General features: G+C 61.6%; 10 protein-coding genes. 6 read left to right on the top strand and 4 right to left on the bottom strand.

Annotated features, from left to right (window positions below):
* Positions 1 to 14: 14 nt before the first annotated feature.
* From P6U24_RS05550 to tnpA, 4 genes are all read right to left on the bottom strand, one after another.
* Positions 15 to 1,307, bottom strand: a complete 1,293-nt coding sequence (locus tag P6U24_RS05550; RefSeq protein ID WP_407158178.1) for a c-type cytochrome — start codon at positions 1,305 to 1,307, stop codon at positions 15 to 17.
* Between the two features lie 856 nt (positions 1,308 to 2,163).
* On the bottom strand, positions 2,164 to 3,696 hold the full coding sequence (gene tnpC / locus P6U24_RS05545; RefSeq protein WP_407160438.1) for an IS66 family transposase: 1,533 nt from the start codon (positions 3,694 to 3,696) through the stop codon (positions 2,164 to 2,166).
* A 142-nt stretch (positions 3,697 to 3,838) separates the two neighbouring features.
* Positions 3,839 to 4,189: an IS66 family insertion sequence element accessory protein TnpB gene (gene tnpB / locus P6U24_RS05540; RefSeq protein ID WP_407153976.1), complete on the bottom strand. Its 351-nt coding sequence runs from the start codon at positions 4,187 to 4,189 to the stop codon at positions 3,839 to 3,841.
* On the bottom strand, positions 4,186 to 4,590 hold the full coding sequence (tnpA, locus tag P6U24_RS05535; RefSeq protein ID WP_407153975.1) for an IS66-like element accessory protein TnpA: 405 nt from the start codon (positions 4,588 to 4,590) through the stop codon (positions 4,186 to 4,188). The genes tnpB and tnpA overlap by 4 nt, the downstream gene beginning before the upstream one ends.
* A 566-nt stretch (positions 4,591 to 5,156) precedes the next feature.
* Here tnpA and P6U24_RS05530 point away from each other — a divergent pair.
* The 6 genes from P6U24_RS05530 (at position 5,157) to P6U24_RS05505 (ending at position 15,617) form a co-directional block, all read left to right on the top strand.
* Positions 5,157 to 5,375 (top strand): hypothetical protein, encoded by a 219-nt coding sequence (locus tag P6U24_RS05530; protein ID WP_407158177.1) that lies wholly within the window; start codon positions 5,157 to 5,159, stop codon positions 5,373 to 5,375.
* Positions 5,376 to 5,965: 590 nt separating this feature from the next.
* Complete coding sequence (locus tag P6U24_RS05525; RefSeq protein ID WP_407158176.1) at positions 5,966 to 9,184, top strand: DUF3237 family protein; 3,219 nt, start codon at positions 5,966 to 5,968, stop codon at positions 9,182 to 9,184.
* Between the two features lie 1,003 nt (positions 9,185 to 10,187).
* Positions 10,188 to 10,913 (top strand): DUF3237 domain-containing protein, encoded by a 726-nt coding sequence (locus P6U24_RS05520; protein WP_407158175.1) that lies wholly within the window; start codon positions 10,188 to 10,190, stop codon positions 10,911 to 10,913.
* Positions 10,914 to 11,057: 144 nt separating this feature from the next.
* Positions 11,058 to 12,002, top strand: a complete 945-nt coding sequence (locus P6U24_RS05515; RefSeq protein WP_407158174.1) for an encapsulin — start codon at positions 11,058 to 11,060, stop codon at positions 12,000 to 12,002.
* Positions 12,003 to 12,089: 87 nt separating this feature from the next.
* Positions 12,090 to 12,446 carry a hypothetical protein gene (locus P6U24_RS05510; protein WP_407158173.1) on the top strand — a complete coding sequence of 119 codons (357 nt, stop codon included), beginning with the start codon at positions 12,090 to 12,092 and terminating at the stop codon, positions 12,444 to 12,446.
* 204 nt (positions 12,447 to 12,650) lie between these two features.
* Complete coding sequence (locus P6U24_RS05505) at positions 12,651 to 15,617, top strand: FAD-dependent oxidoreductase (RefSeq protein WP_407158172.1); 2,967 nt, start codon at positions 12,651 to 12,653, stop codon at positions 15,615 to 15,617.
* Positions 15,618 to 15,767: the final 150 nt, after the last annotated feature.

Below are 15,767 nucleotides of genomic sequence, written 5' to 3'. Positions count from 1 at the left end.
ATTCGCGCAAGTGGTTACTTCCCGGTGGCGCGCGCCAGAAAATCGGTGAGCGCGCGGCGATCCTCGGCTGAGCCAATGTGCTGCTCCGGCATCTTCGTGCCGGGCGTATAGGCGTTCGGTCCGATCTCGAACAGTCTTGCGACGGTTTCTGGCGTCCAGACGATGTCCATCTCCTTGAGCGCATCGGAGAAGCGATAACCCGGCAGCGAGGCGATCTTTCGGCCGTAGAGCCCGGCCAGCGTGGGGCCGGCGCGCTGCACCTCCTTGTCTGACAGCGTGTGACAGGCGATGCAGGCCCTGAAGATTTCGGCGCCGCGATCGCCAGCATAGCCGGCGAGCGGATCGGCCGGTGTGCCCAACAGGTTCGAGCCGACGGCGAGGCCAGTCAGCGCATTCCAGCGCCCGATCTTGCCGTCAGCGCCGCCGGTCAGAAGCGTCACGCCATCGGGCAGGAACGCAACCGACCAGACCGGCATGCGGGGTCCAACGAGCGTGCGCAGCACGCTGCGCTCCTTACGGTCGACGATTGCCACGCTGCCACCAATGCCGGCCGCAGCAATCAACGCGCCGTCCTGCGAGATCGCCAGGGCCACGATCGGCGTGGCGCCGGCGACGACGTTGCCACTTTCCTTGCCCTCGGCAGTCATCATGCGCATCTGTCCGTCCGCAGCGCCCGTCACGATCTCGCCATCCGGCGCAATCGCAACTGCGTTCAATGGCGCAGGCAGTGCGACAATCTCGGAGCTACCATCCGTCAAACGCCAGATCCTAGCCGTCTGGTCGTAGCCCACGCTCACGAGCGATCGTCCATCCGGCGCGAATGCCACACCGTTGATGTTCTGCGCATGCCCCTCCAGTACGCGCGAGGTGCCGTCCGGCAGCGACCAAAGCCGCACCGAGCGGTCCCACGAGGCCGATGCGAGTGTCGATGCATCCGGCGAGACGGCGAGCGCGACGATAGGCCCTGTATGACCTTCGAACACCTTCTCGGGTTGCTGCCGGCCGGCGGCCCAGATCGCGATGCGTCCGTCCGCGCCGGCCGTCGCCATTCTTGTCGCGTCCAGGAAGGCGACCGCGTTCACCGCATCCGCGTGGAAGCGCAGCACCTGCTCGGCGGATTCGGATGCCAGCGACCAGCGGATCGCCGCGGTGTCGAAGCTCCCCGACAGCACCGCCTTGCCGTCCGCCGAGACGGCGATCGCACGCACGGGGCCGCCATGCCCGATCAATTGCGCGTGCACGGGCCACAGCCCAGCGAGCGGCGCGGCTGCGAGGAGAATTATGGAGAGATGCAGACCCGGTTTCATTCGTCGTCCGATCGTGAGACGCGATCGACCAGCCCATTTTGCATGATTTTCACCGCGCGGCCAAAATGATGGTGCGGCTTATTCGGTTCCACAGTGCGACAGGCAGCGCTTCGATCAGTGAAGCACCTGCCTCCCACCGCTGAGCTCTGAGCCGACAATACACGTAGACAAAAAGCCTATTGCAGGTGTTGTCGCGATAGCCACGCCTTCGTGTTGGTCCCGCCATCCCAACCCGACCAACCAGGACGCGTCGCCCATCCTCATCATCGCCATCGTATTGGCCCTGCTCCTCGGCGACCCCGCCTGCGCGCAACCCAATTTCCACCATGGGTCCTCGACGGTTCAACGATACTTTCAACTCAAGCCTTGGAAGCCGTGCAAGCGATCCCGAAAGGGCTTGTGGGCCGCACGGAGACGAACCGTGGCCCTAAGGATCGGAGGATTGCTCCGCTAGCGCTGCCTCATCTCTCGCGTGGAAACACCAACGATCGATCATCGAAGTCCTGGACCGGAAGTTTATCTGCCCGCGATCCATTTTGGGACTCCTGCTCGCCGGTGAGACGGGCCGCTCCAGTAGTCCCGACAATCGGCCATGTATGCGATCGCAACATAGTCGTTGCGGCAAAGAGCGATGCAGCGACAATCAGTCCGCAAATTGTCAGACGCCTCATTGGGAATCTCCGTTCCTATGCGGGAGCTGGAGGCCTGACTAGCGCTTCATCGGTATCTCGGATGTGTGCTGCGTCACATCTCCCGTATCGGTGATCGGAGTTCCACTTCGTCGGGTCACCTCTGCGAACGTAAGTATCCGGTGAAGACCGCGGGTTAGTCGATTGCCGCCCCGCCAGTCCAAGGATCAGGCGACGAGCTTCTGGGCTGAGAGCTTCCAATTCCAAGGCAGAAGCTGGTCAAGCGTGCGGATGTTGTGGTCGTTGATTCGAGCGAGGACGTCGGCGAGCCAAGCCTGAGGGTCGACGTCGTTGAGCTTGGCGGTCTGTATCAGCGTGTACATCACGGCGGCCCGTTCGCCGCCGCGATCGGAGCCGGCGAACAGCCACGCCTTGCGGCCGAGTGCGATGCCGCGCAACTCGCGCTCGGCGGCGTTATTGGTCAGGCAGATGCGGCCGTCGGAGAGAAAGCGCGCGAACGTCTCCCAGCGCTTGAGCATATAGTCCATGGCCTTGGCGACCTCGGAGTGCCGTGACAGCTTAGCGCGCTCGGTGCGCATCCAGATCTGCAGATCAGCGACCAGCGGCGCAACGCGCAGCGCGCGCTCGGCGAGCCGTTCGAGCGGCACCCGGCCGTTGATCTTGCGTTCGACGTCAAAGATCGCGTCGATGCGCTTCACCGCCTCGAACGCCATCGGCGCGATGACGGCGAGTTTGCCACGCGCCTTGGCGGTGACGTCGGCGAGCACGAAGAACTTGCGCCGAGCATGCGCCCAGCAAGCGGCCTCGGTGATCGGCCCTCCCTTGCGGCCGGCCTCGTACAGCCGGTTGAAGCCAGCGTAGCAGTCGGCCTGCAGGATGCCGCCATAGCCGTGCAGGTGACGCTCGGCGTGCTCGCCCGCGCGGTCGCGCGAGTAGAAGAACACTGCCGCTGGTGGATCGTGGCCGCCGAATGGGCGATCGTCGCGCACATAGACCCAGGCCCGTCCAGTCGCCGTCTGGCCCTTGGCAAGCACTGGCACCGGGGTCTCGTCGCCATGGACGCGGTTGCCCGCGAGCACGTGCGCACGGATCAGATCATGCAGCGGCCGCAGCAGCGCCGCGCAACCGCCCACCTGGTCGGCGAGCGTCGACAGGCTCAGCGCGATGCCCTCGCGCGCGTAGCGCTCCGACTGGCGATTGAGCGGCTGGTGCTGCCCGTACTTCTCGAACAGGATCATCGCCAACAGAGAAGGCCCGGCGAAGCCGCGCGGCAGAACGTGGAACGGCGCAGGCACCTGCGTGATCTTCTCGCAGTCCCGGCAGGTGAACTTCTCGCGCACGTATTGCACGACCTTCCACTGCCGCGGCACCACCTCCAGTGTCTCAGTAACATCCTCGCCGAGCTTGGCGAGCCGGGTCGAGCCACAGCAGGCGCAGGCATCGGGACCGGGCAGCACGACCCGCTCGCGCGGCAGATGCGCCGGGAACGGCTTGCGCGCAGGCTTGTTGCGCGGGAACGCAGACAGCGGCGGCGTCTCGCCAACAGCAGCGGCTGTCTTCTCGGCCGCAAGTTCGTCCTCCGCCGCAGTTGCTTCCAGCTCCTCAAGCTGAAGCTCCATCTGGTCAAGGAGCCGCGCCTTGTGCTCGCTGCGCTGTCCAAAGAGCTCGCGCCGCATCTTCGCAATCGTCAGACGCAGATGCGTGATCAGAGCCTCCGCGCCAGTCGCCTCGGCACGCATCCGCGCGATCTCGGCGTCGCGATCGCGCAGCAGGCGCGTCAATCTCTCGATCTCATCCGGGGAGAATCACTGGGGCTCATCGCCAATGATGGAATCACAGGGCGCGCGGTTTGTATGCCCTTCCTATCGCGCTCCAACGCGTTCAGCCCGCCGCCTCCGGCCGCCATGTCCGCTGCGGCAGCCGCCAGTCGATCCCTTCCAGGAGATACCCGAGTTGGGCCGGCGTGATCGCCACCGTCCCGTCCGCCGGCGACGGCCAGATGAAGCGGCCGCGCTCCAGGCGCTTGGAGAACAGGCACATGCCCTGGCCATCGTGCCACAGCACTTTGATCAGGTCGCCGCGCCGGCCGCGGAATACGAACAGGTGGCCGCCATGCGGATCGCGCTTGAGGGTCTCCTGCACCAGCAGCGCCAGCCCATCGAACCCCTTGCGCATGTCGGTGCGGCCTGTCGCCAGCCACACCCGCGCCCCGCTCGGAATAGGGATCGTCATCGCCGCTCCAGCGCGCCGATCATCCGCGCCAGCGCACCGGGATCGACGCCTTGCTCGACGATGACCCGCAGCCCATCCGCAAGCACGATCTCCATGCGTCTGCACCCACCAGCGGGAGGCGGCGATGCCGCCGCGGCCGATCCTCCATCCGCAATCACCGCTTCGGCAAACGACACGGGCTCGGCATTCCCGCCCAGTCGCCCCTTGCGTGCCAGCCGACGCCAGGTGAACAACTGACCGGTCGACAAGCCATACCGCCGGGCGGTTGCCGAGACCTGCCGCGTGCCGCTATCGCTCTCGGCGACGATCCGCCGCTTCTCTTCCAGCGTCCAGCGACGCCGCGACCCGGTCTGGATCACCTCAAGCCGCGACACCTTCGGCATAGTCGTATGCTCAGTCATACGACTATGTCTTCGCGCCTCCCTGCATCAGCGCAAGGCGGTTCTCACCGGAGGGGTACTCTGAAACCGGACTAGGAGCCGATGTGCTTCTTATTTTGAATCAGCAACACAACGAAGGCTCCGCGGCTCTTACACCGAGCTACTTATCCGGCGCGACCACGATCTTGTTCGATCCTTCCGGCGCGGCTTGCATCCCCGGCGGGCTTTGACCTTGGGGACTTTCCGCAGGGGCCCCGCCAGACTGCGTATTGATGGGGCCGGTCCAGCCCTGCGGTTGCAATTGGCCTTTATCCTCGGCGGCGGTTCTTTCAGCGTCCCTTGCGACCGGACCAGGCTTTGGCTGCTCCGTTTGCGCAAGTGCGAAACCGGAGCACAGCAGAACCATCGCGCCAACTGAGATAGTCCGCAGCTGCATCTTGGGATATCCTACTGCATGGTTGCAGCTCAACGAAGGAAGGCCTGCTCTGTTCCATGCCTGAATAACGTCACTGCTTGAACCAAGGCGCACGGGCGAATGTGCCTTCGGCGGGGACTCCAGGGTGATGGCAATGCAAATACGATCAAGAATGTATCTGCAGGTAATATCGACGCTGAGAACGCTTCGCGTATTGTTGTCGCATGATCACGATCCAACAGCAAAAGCCTCGCCAGTGCTTCTGTACATATCCATTGCGCTTACGCTGCTGCTGGCGATGATAGAGGTGGATCTGCATAGTGCTGAATTGCAGTCTTTGGGATTGAGAGGCGGTCCATTCCTGCTCGATCCGATCTTTATGAGCCCTTGATCGAGAACTTTCCAGTAACGGGCCGCCAAGCGCTCTCCAGCGAGGTGCATGTTCAGCCTACGCGGTCTACCGTAACCGCTATATATCGATGCCACCAAAACTCTCCAATGGACGGCGTCCAGCAAGCAAATGCTAATTTCTTGACCAGGCGCCGGCACCACGTTCATTTCAGCGCCCCGAATGCCGACACTCACCGGCGGCTTCGATTTGACCATGGCAACCGGCGGCTGGCATTCTCCAGGGAAGCGGGCAAAGCCAACAAAATCAACGGACTAAGTACCCGTATGGGGAGAATGGCCTCATTGTTCTGCAAGACTTGAAGACGAAATGTTTTTTGGAAGCCGGTTACGCGCACGGTATCGGAAAGACACCGATCTATATAGCTTTGCCGGTGCCTTGGTATGAGGATATAAACGTTCCATTCAAGCTACCTGATTGTTGATGGTCCGATAGTTTGGGTTTTAGTCGTGGACCAGCCCTTTGTACCAGAGACCGACAGTACTCCGACATTCGCGCTCAGGAACAATGGTCCGAACGGACACAAGCGGGGCGGCTCCTTGCGCCGTTGATTCTATTCAAGGGAGACCTGCGTGGGCACAGCGATTCGTGGCAGTGGAATGATCCGCGAGGCCTCCAGGCTCGCCGCAGCCGGCGAGCTCGGAAATTCGGATGCCATTCGACTGTTGCAGATTCCCCATAGCAAGGAAGACGTCCAAGAAGTCCTTCACACCTTCGGGCAGCAGCTATCCCGAGAAGCGAAGAGCAAGTTGACCTTGGACGCGTTCGTGCCGCCACCGTCCGATGTCGATAACGAGCGGTACGAACCACTCTTCGACAGGTACATCATCACGGGCAAGACCTATACAACCGCCAGCGGCGCAGTCGTGCTGAATGAGCTTCAGTACTACAATGGTCAAATGGTGCACCTCCACGGCGAGTGCTCCAATATCTCTCTGGTGAATGCCGCATTGGCCGGCAGTGGCTACAGGCCGATGACCTTGAGGTACGCGGACGGTAGGCACGCGGCTATCGCACAGCTCTGGTCGAGCAAGTTTACCGATACCTCGATCCGACCGTATGCCGCCATGTTCATAGTGGTAGCTGCCGTGGCGGACAACGCTCCCGAAAGCCAAGCGTGCCTGAGGGCGGCGTCTAACGGCGCATCGAGCGTGCTTGCGATGCTCGACGGATGGTTCGATCCCGCAACCATGGTCTACGAGAACGGCGCGCGGATGTACATGTTCCGACTGCTCGATACAACCCAGGTTGCGATCGACGTTGGCCGCGAGCGCATGGGCACCGACAAACGGCCCGGGACCGTCGACATGGCGTGCAACGGGCACCGGCTTCATTTGTCGATCACAGACCAGCACAGACGTGGCGTCGTCCGGGGCGACCTGGAGCTTACCAGGGATCCGACGGCATACGACTCCGCGGTAGCACAGGCGGCCAAAACAGCGGGCATCACGCTGCATGCGCTTCCGCGCGGGACCGAATGCGTCTACCCGGCGGTCGCGCGCATCGGTCAGGGTGCGGTCGTTCGCTGGCAGTGGCGAAGCGACGTCGCCCCTCGGCTTCAGCCGGTGTTGCCAGGGTCTGTGCTTTTCGACCGGAGTTCGGAAGAAGGTCGGACCCTTCTCGCATGGGGCTTCACACCCAAAGTGCTGGGGTTTTTCCCCAAAGTGCGGGGGGTGATCACCGGCCTGGTGGATCAGCCGCGAGCTTGCGCCCGCGACAATTCGGCCGCGTGCCGGGGAATGGCGAACGCCGGTCCACGGTCACATTCGAGGGCATCCGAAGAGGCCGCCTCTGCTCCATCCCGCTGGGCTTGGAATACGAGCTACCTCGGGTCGTTGAAGGTCGTGCTCCGGAAGGAGTTGGTCGGCCCGATGTCCGACGGCCTCCGGGTCAATTGGCACATCGCGGAAGGGACCTTCGTCGGGCCGGGTCACGATGCAGTCGTCTTACCCGGCGCGGCGGACTGGATGCATATCCGCCCGGATGGAATTGCGATCGTCAACGTCCGGGCGTGTTTCGAGACGCGGGAACGTGTTCGCGTGTACGGCGCCTACGGCGGGGTCGCCGATTTTGGTCCCGACGGCTACGCGCGGGCGCTGCGCGACGAGTACGATCGGCAAATCCCCGCCGTGGTCACACCGACGTATGAGACTGCGGATCCGAGGCTCGAATGGCTCAACCGCGTGCAGTGTATCGGCGTGGGCAGGGTGGACATGACCGCACTGCGCGCTGAATTCGACATATACCAGGTGCGGGTGGGGGAGCGAGCGCAAGAGACGTCGAGTGCGGCAGCACAGTCACCGATACCGGAGCAGATCAACACTGCCATCGAACGTTTTCGCAACGCTATTCCTGCCAATTTCGATCCCAACTACGTCGATAAAGTCGTCATACCGTTCTTACTGACGAACATTTACGAAGGGGAGCGGCCCCTGTTGCCAATGATAGCCCTCAATCTCAGCAAGGAGAATGCACTCCCTGATCATTTTCTTGGCCTGATCTACCGTGACTGGAAACCGACCCCTGAGGAGGGCGTGATGGTTTTCATGCAAGGCCTCGAGAAGCGGGGCGACAATAATCTTCGCAAGCGAATCTATTTTTCGGCTGTGTCGCCCGATCTGTATAAGCCGATGTACCGCGCCAAGGTCACGGCCTTTTTTGACAAGCTTTTGGATCAGAAATTCGCTGACAGGCCATTCATGCGGCATTACCTCGACCACTATTTCGACCTCTACTGGGACCTTCACCTTGGAGTTAGCGGTGGCGATATTCCCCGTGAGGTTCGTGAAATCGGAGAGGCCTTCAACACGGTCGTTGCGTATCAGAATCCCTTGCTGCCAATTACCTACCACAACTATACGAAAGTTCGTGAGCTTCAGGAATTTCTCAAATCATGGGTCGACGAACGCATCAGCGATATCCAATCTGGCAAGATCAAAAATCCCGAGAAAACGATCGCCTGGCATTGGCTGAAAAATGCCGGGGACGGCAGTCATTTCAGCAAGAAGGACATAGTCGTTGAGTGCTTGCACAATTTCGTCGCGCTGAGCCAGTGGGGCAATATGATCTTCCGGATCATGTCGCTCTTGTCCGAAGACCGCGGCGATCAGGCCGTGCGAGCGTCATTTCAGAAGACAATGAGCGGAAATTTCGACAGTGCCGGGGGCGCGGCATTCTCGCCGCTTGAACTATTCGTAATGGAATTGTTCCGCGTGATTTCGCCGAACGGCGGCAGCATCTCCAGCATCCATGATGAGAGATCGACCGACCACGGAGCGTCTCTGCAGCAAAAGTTCGGCTTACCGTTCGAACGGCACAGCTATATCTGCACGCCGCATACCAGCACCAGCCTGGATCCGGTTCACTGGACGGATCCAAATAGATTCGATCCGCAACGCTATCTCCGTGTCCCGACCAGCGCACAAATCAACGATGACAAATGTCGGCAAATCGGCCTGGCACGGTGTCCGTTCGACATCACCAATTTCAAGATCAAGGACGGACGAAATGCACACATTACAAATAGCGGCTTCGGCACGCTGTTTGTCGTTGCAGACGGACGAAGCTACCCGGTTTGCGACTATGCCGGCTTTGCCCCGTTCGGCTTTGGATACCGGCGATGTCCAGCTGAACGACTGACAATTCTCGTCTTCGAGGATTTTTTGCGAAAGGTCTGGCGCGACAAGATCCTGTTTCGGAAGCTTGATCTGGCAAATCCTACCCACATACCGGTCGGGCTGAACGCAGTGATTCAAGACGATATCGCCTTCAACAAATTCGCTTTGCGATAGGCATCGCGCCGCTGGCAAGCGGTCAAACGCGGGGCCGGCACGGGCGTTGGCGCAGCAACGCGCGGTCGGTGTGGGACGGCACAGGCGGCTCCGAATGGAGATCACTAGTCTCGGCCTTGCTCCCCAAAGGCTCAGCACGCGCGACAGCTTGCCTCCATGATCAGAGATTTACGTAAATCTCCAGCGAGCAGGGTCGTGACGCGCCATCCTTGTTTGTGTGTTCTCGTGCTCGCTTCCCACCACCGCATTGCAGTAGGTTGCCCCCCCTATTATGCACACTCAACATAGTATAGGCTTCAATTAGCCCACGCTGCGAGGTCCGTCGAGCAATGCAAGGCAAAGGCCATGGATCGAAAGGCCCGGTCGGGGACTCGAGGCTGCCGACCTCGGGAGCGCTGCCGCGGTCGCATTTGCCGAGCTTTGCCGACGCGGCTGCCGTCCAAACAGGGGCAGCCCAAAAGCGCGCCCTCCTTCGCGGCCCCTTGTGTGACGCGCCTCGATCAGCCCCCCAGAACGCCGCGCGTTCGAGAGACTCCTCGGCGCAACAGGCAGCGCCTTCACCCCTTCTGATGACCGATCCCGGCGATCTCATCGCGCGCGCCCTCGCCATCCTCGCCGAGGAGGAGGAAGCATGGCAGGCGCGCCGGGGCTTTGATCTCCCATCGCGGAGCGTCCGGTGAACTGCCCGCCGTACGGATTGGTCCATCGGAGCGTGGCTTTTCGCGGAAGCTGCGGCAACGCCCTCAGCGATCCCGGCCCGTGGCCGATGTCTTCCAGCGCGCCTGCAACGCCCACTTCCCTGACGCTGCGAACGGATGAAGCCACTTCGGCGACTGCATCATGTATGCCTTCGATGCAGCACGCGCGGGACGGCTCGGAGCTGCGATGGGGCGAGGCGGATACGCCTGTGCCTGCTGCGGTGATTTCTCCAGGGGTCCCAGCATCGGTCACTGTGGCAGTCTCTCCAGTGCGGCCGGGTCACGCTGTCACGGTGGAGTATCGGGTGAACGGAGGCCCGGTCCGCGAGGCAGCCGGGCAATCCGCGCCGCGCGTCCACGGTGCGAACGAGCGGGTATTTCGGGTGCTCCTGCCCGGCCAATCCGGCGGAACGGTCGAGTTTATGCCGGTGCTTCGCTTCGCAGGCCAGCCGATCTCTCCCCGCCTGCGGGAATCCGCCGAATGTCCCCGGTATCAGGTGGGCTGCGGAGCGGCACCGGGCGCGACCGCTAGTCTATCCGCAAGCGAGCCTCGCTGGAATTGGGATACCACGTTCCTCTGGACCGGCACGGTCGCCATCCGCCCGGAGGTGATTGGCGTCATGCCAGATGGACTGCGGATCAACTGGCACGTCACGGAAGGACGCTTCGTTGGGCCGCGCTTCGAGGGGATTGTCCGGCCCGGCGGGGCCAACTGGCTGCGCATCCGCAAGGACGGTGTTGGCATAGTCTGCGTGACGGAGTGTCTGCAGACGCGGTCGGGTGCGCGGATCGACTGCCTGTATGACGGCATCCTTGATTTAGGTGAGGACGGCTACGAACGTGCCGTTCGCGGCGACTTCGGTATGTTGCCGCCGTTCGTTCTTGCTCCGACCTATGCGACCGCTGACAAAGAACTCGCCTGGCTCAACCGCACCCAGTGTATCGGCGTTGGCAGGGTGGACATGAAGACGCTGCGCGCCGCGTACGACGTCTACGTCGTAACAGCGGGGACGGCAAAACATATGGAGTGAAGGACTGATCCGGAGCCGGAGCCGCATCTGTTGAGGCGCATCAACGGCGCTTCAAGATTGAAATATTGCATTCGTTAGCGCGCAAAGCATTGTCGGACAAACAGCTCTCATCCCCGATGTGCCCAATTATGGGGGGCTTCTGAAATGACAAACGATAACCCGCAAGTGCCGTGGACCGACGAGCAGTGGGCTCGCGTGAACAAAGCCGTCCAAGAGGAAGCTAGCCGCGCACGGATCGCGGCGACATTCCTTCCATTGGTTGGACCGCTGCCAGCGGATACCGACTTCGTGAGGGAGGGAGTGATCCGATACCTGCCTGCTGCTCCGCCGAATTTGGACATCCAGGACAAGGCTGTCATCCAGTTGGCCACGTTACAGGTAAAAGTGCCCGTGCGGGCTGCGCAAATGGCCGATCCGGAGATGACCAGCGTGCTGGCCCTATTCCGGCGCGCTGCCAACGTACTGGCTCGTCTCGAGGATGCCGTCGTGTTCAGGGGATTGGCGCCAGACCCGGCATTCCCGGGACAGAATAAGTTTGCCCCCCCCATAAATGTCGGCCCACCGCCCCCCCAAAGGGTCTGGGAAATCACCGGCGGGCAGATAAAGCGCGGACTTCAAACAAATCCAGTCCCTCCGGCGCCCTCGGTTATTATTCAACCGGGGCCTGCAAGCAGAGGCACGCGACTGGTGCGCGGTATAGCCGATGCCATTGGTCTCTTGGAGGCGAGGGGCCACTTCGGACCGTTCGCGGCAGTGCTTGACCAGCCGCTGTTTCTTGCCGCTCAGACTCCATCGCTGGCTCTTGTATTGCCGCAAGATCGCATCCTCCCGTTCCTGGGCGGTGGTCCGCTGCTCCGCTCGTCCACGCTTGACAACGCAGTGGTGATCCCCGGTCCACCTCCTCTAGTCGTTCCGTCCGGCGTGGTTATGGCACTTGGCGGCGAGCCAGTCGAACTAGTCATCGCCTCAGACATATGCGTCCAGTTCCTGCAGGTCACAGCTGAGCCGAACTTCGTCTTCCGTGTGTGTGAGAAGATGGCTCTCCGCATCAAGGAACCTGAAGCAATCGTACAGCTAGTCATGTTGTAGCTGCCATGAAACTTTGGGGCACGGTAGCGATTGGACGCGCATGATGATCGCTACTTTCAGTTCGGTACAAACTAGGAGCAGATACAAATGGTCAAGGTAAGTACTGAAGTTTTGAAATCTGCCTGTTCGATGAAGGAGAACAAGGCCCGGAAGATAATTGAGGAAACCACAAAAGTGGTTCTCAACTGGAAGACGCTAGTCGACGTGAAACCGGCAAACGAAAGTATAACTGTGAACGTGCCGCACGACCTCCGCGAGGATCCATTGATCATTGTCTTGATGAACAAAGAGATGAAGCCCGTGGCTGCACTGGGATATGATCAGAAAGAAGCACATTTTCGCCTTGCCGAAACCAACCCGGTCCGTTTTGTTGACGACGACAGCCACCTGCTTGAGGCCGAGCAGAAGCCTTGCCGCCGTAATGAAGAAGCAGATGGAAGATGAAAAAGCGTGAATGGCCAGAATCTATCTCAAAATACCCGACCGCCAATCTGTCCGAACTACAAACCTGTGCATCGGCGGTTTCCGGCGTGATGCCGCAACGAGATTCTGCGGGCAGGTTTGACCGACATTGCCAACACGCATGGTGAGAGAGGCGGGCCGGGATGAATGCCTGATCAATGGAAAGTTGCAATGGCGCGGTGAAGCATGCCCAACAGGGTCGTCGTCTTGGGAGGCGGTGTCGCCGGCATGAGTGTCGCGCACGAGTTGGTCGAGCGCGGCCTCGATGTCGTGGTGCTCGAGAGCAGCGATATTGCGGGAGGCAAGGCCCGCAGCATTCCCGTCATCCACGAGGGCGAGGACGCCAGCGGACATCAGCTCGCCGATGGCGATGGGGGTTCGATCCAGCACCGGGTGCCCGGCGAGCATGGCTTTCGATTCTTCCCAGGCTTCTACAAGCACGTCATCGACACCATGCGCCGCATACCGTCGTTTGACGGGAGCAAGGTCGCGGATCACCTGGTGCCGACCACGCGGCTGGAGTTCACGCAATACGACAAGCCCACAATAGTCGTACCAGCGGGCTTTCCGCTCTCGCCCCGCGATGCCGGCACCACGCTGCGGGACATCCTGCTGCTGTTCGAACAGTCCCCCGACCTCACTCCCGACGATCTGGCATTCTTCGGCGCGCGCCTGTGGCAGATACTCACGTCCTGCCACCAACGCCGGCTCGCAGAATACGAGGGTACGAGCTGGTGGGAGTTCGTCGGCGCAGAGCAACGGTCGGCGGCATACCAGAAGTTCCTCGCCGCCGGCTTAACGCGCTCGCTGGTGGCTGCCAAACCGCGCAAGGCGAGTGCGCGCACGATCGGCGACATCTTTGTGCAGCTGGTGCTCACGATCCTGAACCCGATCGCGGGATCGACTGATCGCGTGCTTGACGGCCCAACGAATTTCGTCTGGATCGATCCATGGCTTGCGTATCTCGAATCGAGCGGGGTGCGATACGTCAAGAACGCGCAGGTCGAGGAGATCCTTTGCGAGAACGGACGGATCACCGGCGTCGTCGCTCGCCAGCAAGGCGAGCGCATCATGGTGCATGGCGACCACTACGTGGCGGCGCTCCCGCTCGAGGACATTGCCCCCCTGGTGAGCGACCGCCTCGCGGCAGCCGACCCGGCCCTCGCCAACCTGCGCGCGCTGGCCGCCAACCTGGAGTGGATGAACGGCGTGCAGTTCTATCTGCGCCGCGCGGTGCCGTCGACGCACGGGCACGTGGTTCACATCGACACCGAATGGGCGCTCACCAGCATCTCGCAGCTTCAGTTCTGGCGCAATGTGCCGTCCGAGCTGTTCGGAGACAGCGACGTCCACGGCATTCTCTCGGTCGATGTTTCCGATTGGACGGCCCCGGGGTCGAGCGGACGCCCGGCAATGCGGTGCACGCGTGAAGAGGTGGTGAGCGAGACATGGAATCAACTCAAGCGCTCGCTCAACGATGCGGGCGATGAGGTGCTGCGCGATGAGGATTTGCATTCGTGGTTCCTCGATGCGGACATCGAGACCGATCCGGCACGCCCGGGCTGGCTGCAGAACTCCGAGCCGCTGCTCGTGAATCAGGTCGAAACCTGGGCCTTGCGTCCCGAGGCGACCACCGCCATTCCAAACCTTTTTCTGGCGTCGGACTACGTTCGCACGCATACCGACCTCGCAACGATGGAGGGAGCCAATGAGGCAGCTCGGCGCGCGGTGAACGGGCTGCTTGACGCCGTGAAATTCGACGGAAGCCGCTGTGAGCTGTGGCCGCTGCACGAACCTGAAATCCTCCTGCCATGGCGGCTGCACGATGCAGCGCGGTACCAGGCCGGCCTCCCCTGGGACGCTTCACTCGCGCAGGTCGCTGCCCACGCCTTGCGCGGTGCGTCGCCGCTCCTGGAGCAGGCGCACTCCCTGCTCGAGCAGGTATCGCCGTTCACCCATGCCATCGCCGACACGCTTGACCCGCGCAGTGCCGCCGCGGATGATGTCAGCGTGCTTGATAAGGTCGACCCGACGACAATGGGGCGCCGCTTGTTCGATGTGCCCACCCTGCAGGATGCGTTGATCAAGGTCGTGGACACTGTACCAGTGGCCGGCGAGATCGTAGGCCCGGGCGGCTTCCTGGACCGCCTGGTCTGGTATCGCGAAATGCTCGCCGATATGCTCGCAGACGGCGTACCGACGTGGGAACCGCAGCGGCACCTTTATGGGCTCGTGAAGGATTTCATGGAGCGGTCAGGCAAGGGCCTTCGCCCTGCCCTCTGCATCGCGACCGCGAGAGCGCTGGGGGGCCGCGCGGAGGATGCATTTCCTGCCGCCGCCGGCCTGGAAATGCTGCACAATGCATTTCTCGTGCACGACGATATTGAAGACGGTAGCGACTGGCGGCGTGGCGTTGCGACAATGCATCGCCGCGCCGGGATTCCGATCGCCGTGAATACCGGCGATTCCATGAACGCACTCGCCATGCGCCTTTTCCGCAAGACTGGCGAGCGGCTCGGACCGGTGGCGGCGCTGCGCGTCTTCGATGAAGTCGATCACATGATCTTCGAGACCTTGGAGGGGCAGGCCATCGAGCTCGGATGGGTGCGAGACAATGATCTCACAGTTACGACAGATGATTATCTGCGGCTCGTGCTGAAGAAAACGGCTTGGTACAGCTTCATTCACCCCATGCGGATTGGTGCACTCGTTGCCAACCGCGAGGACCAGAATCTTGGTCGATTTGATCGGTTTGGCTATCTGCTTGGACTGGCTTTCCAGATCACCGACGATGTTCTTAATCTCGTTGGCGACATTGGGCGTTACGGCAAGGAGATCGATGGCGATCTGTGGGAGGGAAAACGGACTATTGTGCTTACGCACGCGCTCGCTCACGCCAATCGAGTTGATCGAGCCTGGATCAGCCAGCTCCTGGTGCGGCCGCGTGAGCGCCGCCTGCCGCGCGAAATCCTGCGACTCCATCAGATTCTCGCGAGCGGCGGCAGCATCCAGTGGGCACAGCGCGCGGCAGCCGAATTTGCAGCGGCTGCGGCGCGCGAATTCCACGACTCTGCATTCGCAAATGTACCTGCAAGTCCCGATCTCGAGTGGCTGCGCAGTTGCATAGACTTCCTGATCCAGCGTGACGCATAATCAGGTTCAGGTTTGGCTTTCTGGCTCGGGTTTGCGCATGGGGCTTCGCCGACCGCGTTCTAATCTTACTGCGTCACAAGTCGTGTGAACTTCTAAAGTAGTAAGACCAAGCGACGAGGACCTCGCCCTGTCCTCGTGTCATCGGAGCCA

Source organism: Bradyrhizobium sp. STM 3557 (assembly GCF_045571465.1).
Lineage (GTDB): Bacteria > Pseudomonadota > Alphaproteobacteria > Rhizobiales > Xanthobacteraceae > Bradyrhizobium.
The sequence above is the reverse complement of the archived record's forward strand: the minus strand, read 5'-3'. Positions and strand labels throughout refer to the sequence as shown.

What these genes read in the sequence shown, in the direction of transcription:
- tnpB (WP_407153976.1), bottom strand. Translation starts at nt 4,189, where the DNA reads ATGACGATCCCTATTCCGAGCGGGGCGCGGGTGTGGCTGGCGACAGGC.
- P6U24_RS05515 (WP_407158174.1), top strand. Translation starts at nt 11,058, where the DNA reads ATGACAAACGATAACCCGCAAGTGCCGTGGACCGACGAGCAGTGGGCT.
- P6U24_RS05505 (WP_407158172.1), top strand. Translation starts at nt 12,651, where the DNA reads ATGCCCAACAGGGTCGTCGTCTTGGGAGGCGGTGTCGCCGGCATGAGT.
- tnpA (WP_407153975.1), bottom strand. Translation starts at nt 4,590, where the DNA reads ATGACTGAGCATACGACTATGCCGAAGGTGTCGCGGCTTGAGGTGATC.
- P6U24_RS05530 (WP_407158177.1), top strand. Translation starts at nt 5,157, where the DNA reads ATGTATCTGCAGGTAATATCGACGCTGAGAACGCTTCGCGTATTGTTG.
- P6U24_RS05510 (WP_407158173.1), top strand. Translation starts at nt 12,090, where the DNA reads ATGGTCAAGGTAAGTACTGAAGTTTTGAAATCTGCCTGTTCGATGAAG.
- P6U24_RS05550 (WP_407158178.1), bottom strand. Translation starts at nt 1,307, where the DNA reads ATGAAACCGGGTCTGCATCTCTCCATAATTCTCCTCGCAGCCGCGCCG.
- tnpC (WP_407160438.1), bottom strand. Translation starts at nt 3,696, where the DNA reads ATGCGTGCCGAGGCGACTGGCGCGGAGGCTCTGATCACGCATCTGCGT.